The following is a 17,517-nucleotide window of genomic DNA, read 5'->3' as shown; positions in this document are numbered from 1 at the left end:
GTAACGTTGTATAAACCATGTCTCAACTCGAAATAATTTTTATCGGATACCGCAACAATCATTAACGAAACCTGCAAAGATTATCCACGATATCGAGACACATTCTCAACAACAACCCCCAAAAAACCAGCGCTACTGTCCGCAGTTCAGACAGCTTCAGCCCCTCTCGAAGCATCGTCGACCTCGCGCAAGCCCCTTTGTCACAAGGCCTTTGGCCATTCGTCCGAGCCTGTTAAAACTGCCTGCTGCAACGCATTTTCCGGCATTCGGAAAGGCCCGCCTGTAAGGTAAATTCCTTGTCAGTTTCAGCGACGACAATCGTCTTTGAAATGAGTTGCGACACCGTGTCTGTGACAACATGTCGCACGCGTGCCGCACCCTTCATTGTCGCGCGTCACGATCCTTTGACAGCCCCGCTGAAACGCAAAGCGCCCCGGCCTCTTTTCAAGGTCCGGGGCGCTTTATTCAAGGCCTGTGGCTGCGGCGAGCAGCCTCAGTTCAGGTGTTTGCGGTTACGCGAAATGAGCAGCGGCACCAGCACGACGGTCAATACGAAGGCCACCAGCGCCCACTGTGCCAGCGACAGGCCGAGGATCGGCGGGTACGGCGTCTCGCAGAAGCCATCGACCTGGAACCCCAGCGGGAAGATCTTCGCCAACGGCAAGCCATCGACAATCGGTTGCAGCACATCGATACCGCAGCTGACCGCCGGGTAGAACTGCGTATAGACGTGATGCCCGGCCGCTGCAGCGCCCGCGAGGGCGAAAATCACCACCAGCCCTTCGAACACGGTGATGCTGCGACGGGTGCGCATGGCGGCACCGATAAAGGCACTGATCGCGATCAGCAACAGCGCATAGCGTTGCAGGATGCACAGTGGGCAGGGCGCCTCGCCCAGCACCACTTGCATGTACAGCGCGCCACCGATCAGCGCCAGGCAGATGATACCCAGCAACATCAGGAAGCGCCGCTCTCGGCCCAACCGCCTCATTTCCTCGTTCATCGCGTTTCCCTTCTGACTATCTATTGCCCGCAAGTCTACACGCTGGCTCTGACCTTTGAGAGCCGGCGCATGCCGGTGGATATCCGGGAATAGACGATAAGCGGGTTAAGAAGGGATTAACTTTCACGTGTTTTGCAAAATTCAAGACCGCGGTGCGGCCATCGCGAGCAGGCTCGCTCCCACACTGGGCCGATGCGAGCACACATCTTGCGTACGCCGCAGTTCCAAGGTGGGAGCGAGCCTGCTCGCGATGAAGGCGACTCGGTCTCCCCGAGTCGCCGCCTCCGTTATTCCAGCGCAGCAGCCGGGCCGAAGAACTCGTAGCGGCTCTGCTTCTCCGGCACACCCAAGGCCTTGAGGTGGCGCTTGATCGCGGCCATGAAACCTTTCGGGCCGAGGAAGTAGGCGTCCAGGTCGCGCTCTTGCGGCAACCAGTCCGCCAACTGCTCCTGGCTCAACAGCCCAACCTTATCCGCCGCCGGGCTGACGCCGTCATCTTCGGCATAGCAGTAGAAGCGTTTGAGTTGCGGGTGACGCTCGGCCAGGCCGTCGATCCAGTCGCGGAAGGCATGCACGCCACCGTTACGCGCACAGTGGATAAAATGCACCGGACGTTCGGTGGCCAGCGCCGCTTCAAGCATCGGCAGGGTTGGCGTGATGCCGACGCCGCCGCTGATCAGCACCAGCGGTTTGTCGCTGGCGGTCAAGGTGAACTCACCGGCTGGCGGGAACAACAGGATGCTCGCGCCGACAGGGAACTGGTCGTGCAGGTAGTTCGAGGCGCGGCCACCCTCTTCGCGTTTGACACTGATGCGGTACTGACCGTTGTCACCCAGGGATGACAGCGAATAGTTGCGACGGATTTCTTCGCCATCAAGGATCAGTTTCATGCCGATGTACTGACCCGGTTCTGCCGCAAGAATCGGCCCCTTGTCCGCGGGTTCAAAGTAGAACGAAGTGATTTCCGCGCTCTCTTCCACGCGCTTCACCAGTTTGAATTCCCGCGCCCCGCGCCAGCCACCAACAGCGGCGGCCTTCTCGTCGTAGATCGCGGTTTCGGCGCCGATCAAAATGTCGGCCAGCTGATTGTAGGCCGCGCCCCAGGCGCTCATCACCTCTGGCGTGGCAATCTCGTCACCCAGCACTTCGGAAATCGCCCGCAGCAGGCAGGAGCCGACAATCGGGTAATGCTCCGGCAGGATTTGCAGGGCGACATGCTTGTTGATGATCTTCGCCACCAGATCGCCCAACTGGTCGAGCTGATCGATATGCCGTGCGTACATCAGCACCCCGCGAGCCAAGGCCCGTGGCTGGTCGCCGCTGGCCTGGTGCGCCTGGTTGAACAGCGGACGAACCTCTGGGTACTCGGAGAGCATCATGCGGTAGAAGTGAGTGATCAGGGCTTCGCCGCCGCTTTCCAGCAACGGTACAGTGGATTTGACGATGGCACGGTCTTGAGCGCTAAGCATAAGGGAGAGACTCCTGAACGACTGGGTTTATAGCTTTCTACCCATGACGTATCAGTTTCCATGCCAATAAATAAAACGATATAAATCAATAGCTTAAAAAACATGTGGTCATAACGACACAAGCAGTTTTATAGTCACCTCGACTACATGGAGTCAATATGACTGCAAAACCCCTCTTAACCGCGTTGCTGCCGCTGGTCTGCGACCTATCCCGCGAATTGCCCGAAGGCGAGCGTTATCGCCGCCTGCTCGAAGCCATGCGCGCCCTGCTCCCCTGCGATGCCGCCGCCCTGCTGCGGCTCGACGGTGAATGGCTGGTGCCGTTGGCGGTGGACGGCCTGAGCACCGACACCCTCGGCCGGCGCTTCAAGGTCAGCGAACACCCGCGCTTTGAAGCCTTGCTCAGCCGCTCGGAGCCCACGCGCTTCCCCAGCGACAGCACCTTGCCCGATCCCTATGACGGTTTGGTCGACGGCCATGGCGAACACCTGGAAGTCCACGACTGCATGGGCTGCCCGCTGTTTATTGACGAGCGTCCATGGGGCTTGCTGACCCTCGATGCGCTGGACCCGGAGCGCTTCGAACCGATCGAGCTGGACGCCTTGCAAGCCTTTGCCAGCCTCGCCGCGGCCACGGTCAACGCTGCCGAACGCATCGAACGGCTGGCCAATCGCGCCGAAGACGAGCACCAGCGCGCCGAGGTCTATCGTCAGGCCAGCGGTCAGCAGAACCGCGAAATGATCGGCCAGAGCAAGGCGCACAAACATTTGGTGGAAGAGATCAACCTGGTCGGCGGCAGCGACCTGACGGTGCTGATCACCGGCGAAACCGGGGTCGGTAAAGAGTTGGTGGCCCAGGCGATCCACGCCGCTTCACCGCGTGCCGACAAACCGATCATCAGCCTCAACTGCGCCGCGCTGCCTGACACCCTGGTGGAAAGCGAGCTGTTCGGCCACGTGCGCGGCGCCTTCACCGGGGCGCTGAACGACCGGCGTGGCAAATTCGAACTGGCCAACGGCGGCACGCTGTTTCTCGATGAAGTGGGCGAGTTGTCATTGGCGGTGCAGGCCAAATTGCTTCGTGTGCTGCAAAGCGGCCAGTTGCAGCGCCTGGGTTCGGACAAGGAGCATCAGGTCGACGTGCGCCTGATCGCCGCGACCAACCGTGACCTGGCCGAAGAGGTGCGCAGCGGCCGCTACCGCGCCGACTTCTACCATCGCCTCAGCGTCTACCCGCTGCTGGTGCCGGCGCTGCGCGATCGCGGTCGGGATGTGTTGCTGCTCAGCGGTTACTTTCTTGAACAGAACCGCTCGCGGATGGGCCTCAACAGCCTGCGCCTGAGCAGCGATGCCCAAGCGGCATTGCTGGCCTACAGCTGGCCGGGCAACGTCCGCGAACTGGAGCACTTGATTGGTCGCAGCGCATTGAAAGCGCTGGGCAACTCACGGGAACGGCCAAAGATTCTCAGCCTGAGCGCGGCGGATCTGGACTTGCCCCACACGCCATTCGAAACGCCCCCAGCGCCTGCGGCCATTGACCCGACGCCTGTGGTTGAAGTGTTCGGTGACCTGCGCCAGGCCACCGAAAACTATCAACGCCAGTTGATCACCGCGTGTCTTGAGCGCCATCAAAACAACTGGGCCAGCGCCGCCCGTGAGCTAGGCTTGGACCGGGCGAACCTTGGGCGGATGGCCAAGCGGTTGGGATTGAAGTAGTAACCAATGTGGCGAGGGAGCTTGCTCCCGCTCGGCTGCGGAGCAGCCGCAAACAGGTGTTCAAATTTTTGTCTGACTCAGCGCGAAGGACGATTTTAGGGCCGCTTCGCGCCCCAGCGGGAGCAAGCTCCCTCGCCACGGGGTTCAGCGTTTGGCATTAAGGTTAAAGCCTGCCCCGCTTACGTCGATAACCCGATATCAATAGTTGCTGGCGGTCCTACAATCGCCCATCACCTTTTCCACAGAAGGTTTTTATGTCCTCCAACAAAGCCCGCGCAGATTCACTTTCGCTTCTGCTCTTTACCTTGCGCAGTGGCAAGCTGATGGCGATCAACCTGCTGAAAGTCAGTGAAATCATCCCCTGCCCGCCCCTGACCAAACTGCCGGAGTCGCACCCGCACGTCAAAGGCATCGCCACCCTGCGCGGTGCCTCGCTGTCGGTCATCGACCTGAGCCGGGCGATTGGCGAGCGGCCGCTGGTGGACCCGAATGGGGGCTGCCTGATCGTCACCGACGTCAGCCGCTCCAAACAGGGCCTGCACGTGCAAGCGGTGAGCAAGATCGTCCATTGCCTGACCACCGACATCCGCCCACCGCCCTACGGCTCCGGGGGCGTGCGTTCGTACATCACCGGCGTGACCTCGGTCGACGGCACGCTGGTGCAGGTGCTCGATATCGAAAAAGTTATCCACGGCATCGCCCCGGCGCAGATCGAAATGGCCCCGACCGAACTGAGCATGGAAGACGCCGAAGTGCTGGGCAACGCACGCATTCTGGTGGTCGATGACAGCCAGGTGGCGCTGCAACAATCGGTACACACCCTGCGCAACCTCGGCCTGCAATGCCACACCGCACGCAGCGCCAAGGAAGCTATCGACTGTCTGCTGGACCTGCAAGGCACCACGCAGCAGATCAACCTGATTGTCTCGGACATCGAAATGTCCGAGATGGACGGTTACGCCTTCACCCGAACCCTGCGTGAAACCCCGGACTTTTCCCACCTCTATATCCTGCTGCACACCTCGCTGGACAGTGCGATGAATAGCGAAAAAGCCCGTCTGGCCGGAGCGAACGCAGTACTGACCAAGTTCTCCTCACCAGAGCTGACCAAATGCCTGATCACGGCCGCAAAAGCCGTCGCGCAGCAAGAACAAGGTCATTGAGCCTTGGCTGAGGAGTATTGCCTGCTGCTGAGGCGCGCCCTCGCCGGGGTGTTGCCCGCCATTGCCTGGCCTCCAGGCATTGTGCTGAACCAATACCGCCCCGATCTGGCCGAAGCCGTTCACGGGTTGATGGAACTGGGTTATCAGCAAGGCGGCGGTCGAGTACCGGCGCTAGAGGTGTGGTGCGAGCGCTTTGAAAGCGATGCCGAATATGACCCGGTACTGTGTTTCATCGCCTCGGATGCCCACGGCATTGTCGGCGTGGCCCAGTGCTGGACCAGTGCCTACATCAAGAACCTGGTGGTACATCCACGCGCTCAGGGCCAAGGCTTGGGGCGGGCGCTACTGTTACATGCCTTCAGTGTGTTTCAACAGCGCCGCGAAGGGTTTGTTGACCTGAAAGTACTGGAAGACAACCACCGGGCTCAGCGCCTGTATGAAAGCGCTGGAATGCGTGTCGTCCGAAGGGAACTGGTTCCAGACTGACACCGCTATCGCGAGCCTGCTCGCGATGAGGCTCGTACCAGCAACATCAAACTATCATGCATATCCAGCCCTTGACCAACACACGCCCAAGGCCAGCGACTGGCGCACAACTTGCTTTGGCACCATCCCTCGCGGTGGTTTTTCGTCATCGCTGACGTCTCTGGAATGTGACCTCTCCCCTAATGAATACGACGTTTTCCTGCGTAGGTTGTGGCAAATGCTGCAGTGACCACCATGTACCCCTGACCCTTTCCGAGGCCCGGATGTGGGCGGCCGACGGCGGTGCCGTGATCGTGCTGGTGGAAGGTTTTCTCGGCAATGGCCTGGGCCTTCCGGCCTTGCAACGCGAGCACGCCGAACGCCGTTCCGTGGTGGTGCCCAGTGGTGCGACCCAGGCCCATGTAGCGATCACCTTCGCCGCGTACAACGCCGGTCCCTGCCGGAATCTTGACGAAGACAACCTCTGCCGCATCTACGAGCGCCGGCCGTTGGTGTGCCGCATCTACCCGATGGAAATCAATCCGCACATCCCCCTGACGCCAACAGCCAAGGACTGCCCGCCCGAATCGTGGGAACAAGGTCCTGCGTTGATCGTTGGCGGTCAGTTGGTTGATCAGGCGTTGGCCGACCTGATCCAGCGCTCGCGTCAGGCAGACCGCGACGATGTTCAGGCCAAGGAAGCGATTTGCGAACGGCTGGGGATTCGCACCACGGCGCTCAAAGGTGACGGGTTTACCGCCTACCTGCCGGACATGGCGGCGTTTGCCCAGGCGATTGATCTGGTTCAGGCAGATCCGTTGCCAGGTTCGGCCAGTGAATGGCAGTTCCATGTGTCGGGCAACGACATTGCTGAGCAAGTGCAGGCCGCTGGCGCGAACGTGGTCACGGCAGAGCCTCTGAACTATGCGTTTATCTCGTTGCGCGCGGCCTGAGATTTATAACGCAGAGGGACGACTCAGCGCTTGCCCATCGAGCGACGGGTGCCAGGAGGCGCTGCGCCCGGGGTCTTGGTGTGACCATTCTTGGCGCCGTTCTTGTACCACGGCTGACTGGCGTTTTTAGCGCCGGCCAGCTCGCCCGGTTTGAACGGGAACTTGAAGGCCGGGATGACGGCTTTGGTTTCGCTGTCGGCGCTGGAGTCGACGCTGTCTGGCAGGTCAGCCTGTTCGTCAGCAGCAGGCGCTTGTATCGGGGAAGTCATGAATGCTCCGGGTGTTACAGTGAGTCGGGCCCGATGGGTGGGCCGCGAAAGGCCGGCAGTATACCTGCGTACCCATGATCTTTAACCTCCCGACGCATGAATGGTCACCTTTGCTGACAGCCCTGTCAGTTAGCCGTCACCCTGCTGACCGCAACGAAGGACTATAACTAGGCCATTATTCTCCGTCTTTTTGCCCCGGCGCTCGATGCTCATGCCCATTCCAGGAAAAAAACTGCTGATCGCCGCGCTGCTGGTGACGGTCACTGCCGTGGCCATTGGCGTTGCGTTCAAACCGGCGACAAGCAAACTCTCGGCCCCCACCGCGATTCCGGTGCGGGTGGTCAGCGTCGTCGAACGCGACGTGCCGCGCTATGTCAGCGCGATTGGCTCGGTGCTGTCGTTGCACAGTGTGGTCATTCGTCCGCAGATCGACGGCATCCTCACCCGACTGCTGGTCAAGGAAGGTCAGTTGGTGAAGGCCGGTGACCTGCTGGCGACCATCGATGATCGCTCGATCCGCGCCAGCCTCGATCAAGCCCGTGCGCAGCTGGGTGAAAACCAGGCGCAGTTGCAGGTCGCCCAGGTCAATCTCAAACGCTACAAATTACTGAGTGTCGACGACGGCGTCTCCAAGCAGACCTACGACCAGCAACAGGCCCTGGTCAATCAGTTGAAAGCCACCGCGCAGGGCAATCAGGCGGCCATCGATGCGGCGCAGGTGCAGCTCTCCTACACACAGATTCGCTCGCCGGTGACGGGCCGTGTCGGTATTCGCACCGTGGATGAAGGCAACTTCCTGCGTATGAGCGATACCCAGGGATTGTTCTCGGTCACCCAGATCGACCCGATTGCCGTCGAGTTCTCCCTGCCGCAGCAAATGCTGCCGACGCTGCAACGGCTGATCAGCGCAACCCCACCTGCGGACGTGAATGCCTACCTCGGCGCCGACACCAATGGCCAGACCGGCGACCTGCTCGGCGAAGGCCACCTGACGCTCATCGACAACCAGATCAATGCCAACACCGGGACCATTCGCGCCAAGGCCGAATTCAGCAACGCCGGGCAAAAACTCTGGCCTGGGCAACTGGTGACCCTCAAGATCCAGACCGCCGTCGACAAGCATGCGCTGGTGGTGCCGCCATCTGTAGTCCAGCGCGGGCTGGATCAGCATTTCGTATACCGGGTCAGCGGCAACAAGGTCGAATCCGTTCCGGTGCAAATGGTCTATCAGGACAGCGGGCTGAACATCATCACAGGGGTACAGGCCGGTGATGTACTGGTCAGCGATGGTCAGTCGCGGCTCAAGCCGGGGGCCAGCGTGCAGATTCTCGGCGAGCCGCCAGCGCTCACGCAAAGCACTGCGGCGGAGCGACAGCCATGAAGGTCCATGGCGGCATTTCGGCCTGGTGCATCGACCATCCGGTCGCCACGGCACTGCTGACCTTCGCCCTGGTGCTACTGGGCTTGATCGCCTTCCCGCGCCTGCCCGTCGCCCCTTTGCCGGAAGCCGAGTTCCCGACCATTCAAGTCGCCGCGCAGTTGCCCGGCGCCAGCCCCGACACCATGGCGTCGTCGGTGGCGACGCCGTTGGAGGTGCAATTCAGTGCCATCCCCGGCATGACCCAGATGACCTCCAGCAGTGCCTTGGGTTCGACCAACCTGACCCTGCAATTCACCCTCAGCAAAAGCATCGACACCGCCGCGCAAGAAGTTCAGGCCGCGATCAACACCGCCGCCGGCAAACTGCCCAAGGACATGCCGACGCTGCCGACCTGGCGCAAGGTCAACCCGTCCGACAGCCCGGTGCTGATCCTTAGCGTCAGCTCGACGCAAATGCCCGGCACCGAACTCAGCGACTACGCCGAAACCCTGCTGGCACGACAACTGAGCCAGATCGACGGCGTCGGCCAGATCTACATCACCGGTCAGCAACGTCCGGCGATCCGGGTCCAGGCCTCGGCTGACAAACTTGCCGCCATCGGCCTGACCCTGGCCGACGTGCGCCTGGCCATTCAGAAAACCAGCCTCAACCTGGCCAAGGGTGCGCTGTACGGTGAGTCGAGCATTTCCACGCTATCGACCAACGATCAGCTGTTTCATCCCGACGAGTACGGTCAGCTCATTGTCTCCTACAAGAACGGCGCACCGGTTCAGCTCCGGGACATCGCCACCGTGGTCAGTGGCTCGGAAGACGCCTACGTCCAGGCATGGTCTGGCGATCGCCCGGGGGTCAACCTGGTGATCCTGCGGCAACCGGGCGCGAACATCGTCGACACCGTGGACCGAATTCAAGCCGCGTTGCCGGGTCTGCAAGCGATGCTCCCGGCGTCGATACAGGTCAACGTGCTGATCGACCGGACCCAGACCATCCGCGCTTCGCTGCACGAAGTGGAAGTCACCCTGCTGATCGCGGTCCTGCTGGTGGTCGCCGTGATGGCGCTGTTCCTGCGCCAGTGGTCGGCGACGCTGATCGTGTCCAGCGTACTCGGGGTTTCGCTGATCGCCAGTATCGCGCTGATGTACATCATGGGCTTCAGCCTGAACAACCTGACCCTGGTGGCGATCGTCATTTGCGTAGGGTTTGTGGTCGACGATGCGATCGTGGTGGTGGAGAACATTCACCGCCACCTGGAGGCCGGTGACGGCATGCGCGAGGCGGCGATCAAGGGCGCTGGCGAGATCGGCTTTACCGTGGTCTCGATCAGTTTCTCGCTGGTCGCGGCGTTCATTCCGCTGCTGTTCATGGGGGGCGTGGTCGGCCGGTTGTTCAAGGAGTTCGCCTTGACCGCCACCTCGACCATCATGATTTCGGTGGTGGTGTCGTTGACCCTGGCACCGACCATGGCCGCCCTGTTCATGCGTGCGCCGGCACACGATGCCCACGCCAAACCCGGTTTCGGCGAACGCCTGCTCGCGCTGTATGAACGGGCACTGCGCCGCGCCCTGGCGCATCAGAAACTGATGCTGGGGATCTTCAGCCTGACGCTGTGCATGGCGATTGCCGGCTACGTGTTTATCCCCAAAGGTTTCTTCCCGATACAGGACACCGGTTTTATCCTCGGCACCACCGAAGCCGCCGCCGACGTGTCGTTTCCGGAGATGGTGAAAAAGCACCAGGCCCTGGCTGAAATCGTCGCCGCCGACCCGGCGGTGCAGACCTTCTCCCATTCGGTGGGCGTTTCCGGCAGCAACCAGACCATCGCCAACGGACGCTTCTGGATCTCCTTGAAAAAACGCGGCGACCGCGATGTGTCCGCCAGCGCCTTCATCGACCGGATTCGTCCGCAACTGATGAAAGTCCCGGGCATTGTGCTGTACCTGCGCGCCGGGCAAGACATCAACCTCAGCTCCGGCCCCAGCCGCGCCCAGTATCAATACGTGCTCAAGAGCAACGACGGTCCGACACTGAACCTCTGGACCCAGCGCCTGACCGAAAAACTGCGCGGTATTGCGGCGTTCCGCGACATTTCCAACGACCTGCAACTGGGCGGCAGCATCACCCACATCCACATCGACCGTGCCGCGGCGGCGCGCTTCGGGCTGACCGCCAGCGATGTCGACGAAGCGCTTTATGACGCCTTCGGCCAACGGCAGGTCAACGAGTTCCAGACCGAAATCAACCAGTACAACGTCATTCTCGAACTCGACACCCGCCAGCGCGGCAAGGCCGAAAGCCTCGCCTATTTCTACCTGCGCTCGCCGCTGAGTGGCGAGATGGTGCCGTTGTCGGCGCTGGCCCGTTTCGATGCGCCGACCATCGGCCCGCTGTCCATCGCCCACGATGGCATGTTCCCGGCCGCCAACCTGTCGTTCAACCTCGCGCCTGGCGTGGCCTTGGGTGACGCGGTGATCCTGCTCAACCAGGCGAAGAACGACATCGGCATGCCAGCCTCGGTCAACGGCAATTTCCAGGGTGCGGCCCAGGCGTTCCAGAGTTCGCTGGCCAGCCAGCCGTGGCTGATTCTGGCGGCGCTGGTGGCGGTGTACATCATTCTTGGCGTGCTCTATGAGAGTTTCGTGCACCCGCTGACGATCATCTCGACCTTGCCTTCCGCCGGCCTCGGCGCCTTGATACTGCTGTGGATCCTCGGTCAGGACTTCTCGATCATGGCGTTGATCGGCCTGGTGCTGCTGATCGGTATCGTCAAGAAGAACGGCATCCTGATGATCGACTTCGCCCTCGACGCCCAGCGCAATCGCGGGCTGTCCCCGCAAGAAGCGATTTTCGAGGCGTGTCTCACGCGGTTCCGGCCGATCATGATGACCACCCTCGCTGCCCTGCTCGGCGCCCTGCCGCTGATGCTCGGTTACGGCACCGGTGCCGAACTGCGCCAACCGCTGGGGATCGCGGTGGTGGGCGGTTTGCTGGTCAGCCAGGCGCTGACGCTGTTTACCACGCCAGTCATATACTTATGGCTTGAGCGGGTGTTCCATCGCTCCACACCAGCGCCTGCGCTGGCGACCACACACTGAGGCGGGTCATGCGCGTTCTGATTATCGAAGACGAAGAGAAAACCGCGGATTATCTGTACCGCGGTCTGACCGAACAGGGTTACACCGTGGACCGCGCCCCGGACGGGGTCGAAGGTTTGCACCTGGCGCTCGAAAACGACTACGCGGTGATCATCCTCGACGTGATGCTGCCGGGTCTCGACGGCTACGGCGTGCTGCGCGCCCTGCGTGCGCGCAAACAGACCCCGGTGATCATGCTGACCGCCCGCGAGCGCGTGGAAGACCGGATCAAAGGCCTGCGCGACGGTGCCGACGATTATCTGGGCAAACCGTTTTCGTTTCTCGAACTGGTCGCCCGCCTGCAAGCGCTGACCCGCCGCAGTGGCGGACATGAACCGGTGCAAGTGACGATTGCCGACCTGTGGATTGACCTGATCAGCCGCAAGGCCACCCGTGCCGGCACGCGGCTGGACCTGACCGCCAAGGAGTTCTCGCTGCTGAGCGTGCTGGCCCGGCGTCAGGGCGAAATCCTCTCGAAAACCGCGATTGCCGAGATGGTCTGGGACATCAATTTCGACAGCGACGCCAACGTCGTCGAAGTCGCGATCAAGCGCCTGCGCGCCAAGATCGACGGGCCGTTCGAAGAGAAACTGCTGCACACCATTCGCGGCATGGGCTATGTGCTGGAGAGCCGCAGTGCTTAGGGTAGATCATCACTCATTTCCTATGCCGCGTTGTCGCCTGAAAGCGGGCCAGGCAAGGCGCAGTCCGCCGGTAAGGGTCGTTTCCTTGCCAAGGACTGCAACGCAGCCTGGCCCGCTTTCAGGCACAACCCGAAGGGCCGGATCTGTTGTTGCGCAGGGCTGCGTTACTCGGAGCTTATTTGGAACGACCAAACCTCGCTCCTCGCGCCTTGCCCTGCGCAACAACAGACTCCGGCGCGGCATAGGAAATGAGTGATGATCTACCCTCGAAACAGTATCGCGTTGCGCCTGAGCGGCATGTTCACCCTGGTGGCGGCGCTGGTGTTTCTGTTGATCGGCTGGGCGCTGTATCAACAGGTCGAAAAGGGCCTGGCGCTGTTGCCGGCTGCCGAACTGGATGCGCGTTACAGCGTGCTCGAATCCACGGTCGGGCGCTTTGGTACGCCAGAGCACTGGGTGAAGATCAACAACAAACTCAACCTGCTGGGCGAAGAGGACAAGCGCATCAGCTTCTGGATCATCAGCGGCGATGCCAACTACGAATACGGCAACATCACCCCGCAGATCCGCGCCTTGGCGCAAGGGCCAACCGGCAAGCGCGACGTACAGCTGCCGGAACAGCCCTATCCGATGAAAGTGCTGGTCAGCCAGTTTCCGGCCAAGGACCAGCGCCCACCGCTGCGCTTCATGATCGGCATCAACACACAAACCTTCTACGAGACCCAGCATCACTTGCTGATCGCCTTGATCAGCCTGGCGATCATCGGCGTGCTGCTGGCCTCGGCGCTGGGTTACTGGGTGGCGCGAATTGGCCTCAAGCCCTTGATCAAGTTGTCTCAGGAAGCTCAACGACTGGCACCGCCGTTGCTGTCCTCACGGCTGCAACTGTCGCCGCTGCCACCGGAACTCAATCAGTTCGTCAGCTCGTTCAACGAGACGCTGGAGCGGGTCGAACAAGCCTATACGCGACTTGAATCGTTCAACGCCGATGTCGCCCACGAACTGCGCTCGCCACTGACCAACCTGATCGGTCAAACCCAGGTTGCCCTGACCCGTGGACGCTCGACAGAGCACTACTTCGAAGTGCTGCAATCAAACCTCGAAGAACTCGAACGGCTACGGTCGATCATCAACGACATGCTGTTTCTGGCCAGCGCCGACCAGGGCAGCAAGGCCACCAAACTGACCACCACCTCGCTTGCGGATGAAGTCGCGACCACCCTGGACTACCTGGATTTCATCCTTGAAGACGCGCAGGTCAAGGTTCAGGTCAGCGGCGATGCCCAGGTGCAGATCGAAATCGCCCACCTGCGCCGGGCGCTGATCAACCTGCTGAACAACGCGGTGCAACACACGGCTCCCGGCCAGGTCATTCGGGTGCAGATCGATGTTCAGGAGCATCAGGTCAGTATCGGCGTCGCCAACCCCGGCGAGCCCATCGCCAGCGAACATCTGCCGCGCTTGTTCGAGCGCTTCTACCGGGTCGACGCCTCGCGCAGCAACAGCGGCGCCAACCATGGCCTGGGGCTGGCCATCGTCAAGGCGATTGCGCTGATGCACGGCGGCAATGTGTTTGTGCGCAGTGATAACGGCGTGAATACGTTCGGGATCTATTTGCCGATCTGATTCCTGTGGCGAGCGAGCTTGCTCGCGCTCGGCTGCGTAGCAGTCGTAATTCGGGGCAGGTGGTATATCTGATTAAACACGGTTGATTGTGTTGGGGCCGCTTCGCAGCCCAGCGCGAGCAAGCTCGCTCGCCACAGGTCGGTGCGACTGTTACCCTTGATGCAACAGTCCTTTATGCAATCTGCTCTTTTTCCCGCCCCCCAAGACCTTTACCTTGGCCGCACCAAACAGCACTTGCCAAGCAAGAAGGTTTTCAAGATGTCCAACAGCATGGGTATTGCCAGCGCTTTCGTTTTGTCGTCCTTGTTCTTGTCGCCATTTGCCATGGCTGAAGAGTCGCCGGCATTTGTCGCGCATAATGCTGCGCGTACCGCAGCCTTCGACAAGTCCCAGGCTGAACTGACCGCAAAAGCACAGAAATCCGAGAAAGCCCGGCAAACATCGGCTGATCCGGCTCAACCACAGGTTGATAAAGATAGCTGATCGGCAATATCCCCCCGTTTCCCTCGACACTTCTCAGGGCTCTTTCCCTAGAGAAGTTGTCTTCAAGCCGCTGCTATCAGCGGCTTTTTTTTGTTGTGTATTTGTCAGTTAGTTCTTTGTTAATACCCAATAAGAAACACTCGGATCATTAAAAACAACAACTCTTGTTATTGGCCCAAGGAGCTGTATCCCGCGTGAGCATTATCCTCAAATTCTGTCCTCTATTTATTGCAATGAGCGCAACGATGGCCGTAAGCGTCCAGGCCGCCGAAGAATCCGGCCACGATGGTTTCGTTGAAGGCGCAAGCCTCAAGCTCAACGCCCGCAACTACTACCTGAACCGCAACCGTCAGCAGCAGACCCACGACAACATCGAATGGGGCCAGGGTTTCCTCGGTATCTTCGAATCGGGCTACACCCAGGGCCCGGTCGGTTTTGGCGTGGATGCCAACGCCATGCTCGGGCTCAAACTCGACGGCGGTGGCGGCACCAGTGGTTCGAGCATCCTGCCGATCAGCGATGACAACGGCAAAGCACCGGGCTCGTTTTCAAGCGGTGGCGGCACCCTGAAAATGCGCGCCCTGGACACCGAACTGAAAGCCGGTGACCTGTTCCTGAACAACCCGGTAATCGCCGGAGGCATGAGCCGGATGCTGCCGCAGACTTTTCGCGGCATCAGCCTGACCAACCACAGCTTCGACGGCTGGCTGATCGAGGGCGGCCAGGCGAGCTTCACCAAGCCTTACAACCAGAGCGGACACCAGCGCATCGGGACGTCCTACGGCAAACTGGCGGACGGTGACAAAAGCCAGCACCTGAACTGGGCCGGTGTGGCCTGGAGCGGTCTGCCGGGCCTGACCAGCAGCCTCTATGCGTCCGAGCTCAAGGACATCTGGAACCAGTACTACTACGACCTGGACTACACCTACGCGGTCAACGAACTGGTCAGCCTCAATCCGGGCCTGCACTACTATCACACCCAGGACACTGGCGAGGCGTTGCTCGGCAAAATCGACAACAACACCTACAGCCTGCACTTCACCGTGGGCGTCGGTAGCCACAGCGTCACCGCCGCTTACCAACGCGTGAACGGCAACACGCCGTTCGACTACATCTCTCAGGGCGACAGCATCTTCCTCGATAACTCGCAGCAGTATTCCGATTTCAATGGCCCGAATGAGCGTTCGTGGAAGCTCAAGTACGCCTATGATTTCGCTGGCGTCGGCGTGCCAGGCCTGACCTCGGCCGTGTCGTATTCGCGTGGCACGCTGGACCTGAGCAAGGTCGACCCGAATAGCCGCGGCTATGCCAGCTTCTATAACGAAGCGGGTAAAAATGCCAAACACTGGGAGCGTGATATCGATCTCAAGTACGTGGTCCAGGGCGGCACGGCCAAGGATCTGGCGCTGCGCCTGCAATGGGCCACCAACCGTGGCAGCAACGGCTATGGCGCGCTGGATACCGATACCGATGAATACCGGGTGATTGTCGACTACCCACTGAATGTTTTCTAAGTAAAACTCACAAAAAGGCCAGCATCCACGCTGGCCTTTTTTATGTTCGGGATCTATACATGCACTGAGATCAACGAACTGATATCTGCAATGCTGCCCGGCGTGTCCGGGAACTACGCTGATGATGTCCCTGTGCAGAAATCAGAACCATGAGTGCAAACCGCACACACCACTCCATAACGGGCTCTACCCGCCGACCGGAACTCCTGCTGGTTCTCGGCAGTTCGCTGACCGTCGTCGCGATCATCGCCATCGTCACCTTCCTGCTGATCCGCGAACACGCCAATGCCATGCAGGCGGCCACGCGGGGTGCGACCAACATCGTGCAACTGATCGACGCCGATGTGCTGCGCAACGTCGAGCTCTATGACCTGTCACTGCAAGGCTTGATCGCTGCCGCCCAGCGTGACGACCTGCAGAAGGTTTCGGCGCAGATCCGCCACCTGGTGCTGTTCGACCGTGCAAGCAGCGTACGTTTCAAGGGCGATGTCCTGTTGCTCGACAAGCAGGGCAAGGTGATCGCCGATTCGTCGTTGATTCAGCCCAAACCGGGCAATTTTGCTGACCGCGACTACTTCCAGGCCCACGTCAGCAACAGTGACACCGGGATGTTTATCAGCCGGCCGTTCAAACCCCGTTGCGACTGCGCCGACAGCGATCAGTGGCGCATCAGCTTCAGCCGGCGCATCTCGTCGCCCACCGGTGAGTTTCTTGGCGTTGCCGTCGCGTCCATGCGGCTGGCGTACTTCGATGAATTGTTCAGCAGCTTGAACATCGGCACTGACAGCACCCTCAACGTGCTCGACAAGGACGGCATACTGTTGGCGCAAAAGCCCATGCTGACCGATGACAGCATTGGCAAGAATTTCGGCAATCGACCCAACGTCATACGCATCATGCGTGAAGGCATTGGCCACTTCAGCAGCGTATCAAGCATGGACCACCAGGACCGCCTGTACACGTTCTCGCGCGTCGGCAACCTGCCATTGACGGTGATCGTCGCCCTCTCCATGGACGAAGTCTTCGCCAGCTGGAAACGCACCGCGTACGTGATCAGTGGCGCAACCGGCGTGTTGTGTATCGGTTTGATGTGGCTGACCTTGCTGCTGTGCCGCGAATTTCGCCTGCGCCATCACGCCGAGCAGGAAATGGCGCAACAGGCCGCCATCGACGCCCTCACCGGCGTGGCTAACCGGCGGACCCTCGACCAGGCCCTGAACCGTGAATGGTCCCGTGCCCAGCGTTCGGGCAAACCGTTGTCGGTGCTGATGATCGACGCCGATCACTTCAAGTCGTTCAACGACCGCCACGGCCATCAGGGCGGCGACGAGGCGTTGCGCGTGCTAGCCAGGGTCATCAGCGAAAACATCCGTCGCCCGTCCGATCTCGCCGCGCGCTATGGCGGTGAGGAGTTTTCCGTGGTGCTGGCCGAGACTGACAGCGCCGGAGCCCTGCGGATTGCCGAAAAGATCCGTGCGGCAATCGAGCAATTGCCACCGTTCGAAGGCGACGAGGGCCCCATCACCGTCAGCATCGGCCTCAGCACCTCGACAGGGCAACCGGGCGAGAGCCTGGAAAACCTGATGTATGCAGCCGACAAAGCGCTGTATCAGGCCAAGCACCGCGGGCGTAACCGGGTGGTCAGCGCGCAGGAATAGGTGGCGGATGTAAATCTCGGCAGCGGCTACACGCATAAAAAAA

General features: G+C 60.6%; 14 protein-coding genes. 11 read left to right on the top strand and 3 right to left on the bottom strand.

What is annotated here, in order from left to right; all coding sequences use genetic code 11:
• Positions 1-493: 493 nt before the first annotated feature.
• Positions 494-1,003 carry a disulfide bond formation protein B gene (locus HK44_RS26820; protein ID WP_019693537.1) on the bottom strand — a complete coding sequence of 170 codons (510 nt, stop codon included), beginning with the start codon at positions 1,001-1,003 and terminating at the stop codon, positions 494-496.
• A gap of 287 nt (positions 1,004-1,290) precedes the next feature.
• Positions 1,291-2,472, bottom strand: coding sequence for an NO-inducible flavohemoprotein (hmpA, locus tag HK44_RS26815; RefSeq protein ID WP_019693538.1), 1,182 nt, complete (start codon positions 2,470-2,472; stop codon positions 1,291-1,293).
• 158 nt (positions 2,473-2,630) lie between these two features.
• Here hmpA and norR point away from each other — a divergent pair, with 158 nt between their 5' ends.
• From norR to HK44_RS26795, 4 genes are all read left to right on the top strand, one after another.
• The gene (norR, locus tag HK44_RS26810) at positions 2,631-4,187 is read left to right on the top strand and encodes a nitric oxide reductase transcriptional regulator NorR (protein ID WP_019693539.1); all 1,557 of its coding nucleotides are present in this window, start codon (positions 2,631-2,633) and stop codon (positions 4,185-4,187) included.
• 254 nt (positions 4,188-4,441) lie between these two features.
• Positions 4,442-5,350 carry a chemotaxis protein CheV gene (locus HK44_RS26805; RefSeq protein ID WP_019693540.1) on the top strand — a complete coding sequence of 303 codons (909 nt, stop codon included), beginning with the start codon at positions 4,442-4,444 and terminating at the stop codon, positions 5,348-5,350.
• A 3-nt stretch (positions 5,351-5,353) separates the two neighbouring features.
• Positions 5,354-5,836: a GNAT family N-acetyltransferase gene (locus HK44_RS26800; protein WP_019693541.1), complete on the top strand. Its 483-nt coding sequence runs from the start codon at positions 5,354-5,356 to the stop codon at positions 5,834-5,836.
• 182 nt (positions 5,837-6,018) lie between these two features.
• Positions 6,019-6,768 (top strand): YkgJ family cysteine cluster protein, encoded by a 750-nt coding sequence (locus HK44_RS26795; protein WP_019693542.1) that lies wholly within the window; start codon positions 6,019-6,021, stop codon positions 6,766-6,768.
• 23 nt (positions 6,769-6,791) lie between these two features.
• On the opposite strand, the gene HK44_RS26790 is transcribed toward HK44_RS26795, so the two are convergent.
• Positions 6,792-7,037, bottom strand: coding sequence for a hypothetical protein (locus tag HK44_RS26790; RefSeq protein WP_019693543.1), 246 nt, complete (start codon positions 7,035-7,037; stop codon positions 6,792-6,794).
• Between the two features lie 211 nt (positions 7,038-7,248).
• Here HK44_RS26790 and HK44_RS26785 point away from each other — a divergent pair, with 211 nt between their 5' ends.
• The 7 genes from HK44_RS26785 (at position 7,249) to HK44_RS26755 (ending at position 17,474) form a co-directional block, all read left to right on the top strand.
• A complete protein-coding gene (locus tag HK44_RS26785; RefSeq protein ID WP_031319724.1) occupies positions 7,249-8,418 on the top strand; it encodes an efflux RND transporter periplasmic adaptor subunit in 1,170 nt (389 codons plus the stop codon).
• Positions 8,415-11,510, top strand: coding sequence for a multidrug efflux RND transporter permease subunit (locus HK44_RS26780; RefSeq protein ID WP_019693545.1), 3,096 nt, complete (start codon positions 8,415-8,417; stop codon positions 11,508-11,510). Before HK44_RS26785 ends, HK44_RS26780 begins: the two co-directional genes overlap by 4 nt.
• Positions 11,511-11,518: 8 nt before the next feature.
• Positions 11,519-12,193 (top strand): heavy metal response regulator transcription factor, encoded by a 675-nt coding sequence (locus tag HK44_RS26775; protein ID WP_019693546.1) that lies wholly within the window; start codon positions 11,519-11,521, stop codon positions 12,191-12,193.
• Between the two features lie 255 nt (positions 12,194-12,448).
• A complete protein-coding gene (locus tag HK44_RS26770) occupies positions 12,449-13,819 on the top strand; it encodes a heavy metal sensor histidine kinase (protein WP_019693547.1) in 1,371 nt (456 codons plus the stop codon).
• Positions 13,820-14,077: 258 nt separating this feature from the next.
• Positions 14,078-14,302 (top strand): hypothetical protein, encoded by a 225-nt coding sequence (locus HK44_RS26765; protein WP_019693548.1) that lies wholly within the window; start codon positions 14,078-14,080, stop codon positions 14,300-14,302.
• Positions 14,303-14,547: 245 nt separating this feature from the next.
• On the top strand, positions 14,548-15,816 hold the full coding sequence (locus HK44_RS26760) for an OprD family porin (protein ID WP_024265196.1): 1,269 nt from the start codon (positions 14,548-14,550) through the stop codon (positions 15,814-15,816).
• Positions 15,817-15,965: 149 nt separating this feature from the next.
• A complete protein-coding gene (locus HK44_RS26755; RefSeq protein ID WP_019693550.1) occupies positions 15,966-17,474 on the top strand; it encodes a sensor domain-containing diguanylate cyclase in 1,509 nt (502 codons plus the stop codon).
• Positions 17,475-17,517 lie beyond the last annotated feature (43 nt).

The organism is Pseudomonas fluorescens HK44 (genome assembly GCF_000217955.3).
Taxonomy (GTDB): domain Bacteria; phylum Pseudomonadota; class Gammaproteobacteria; order Pseudomonadales; family Pseudomonadaceae; genus Aquipseudomonas; species Aquipseudomonas fluorescens_AQ.
Note: the sequence above shows the minus strand (reverse complement) of the source record. Positions and strands in the feature narration are given on the sequence as shown.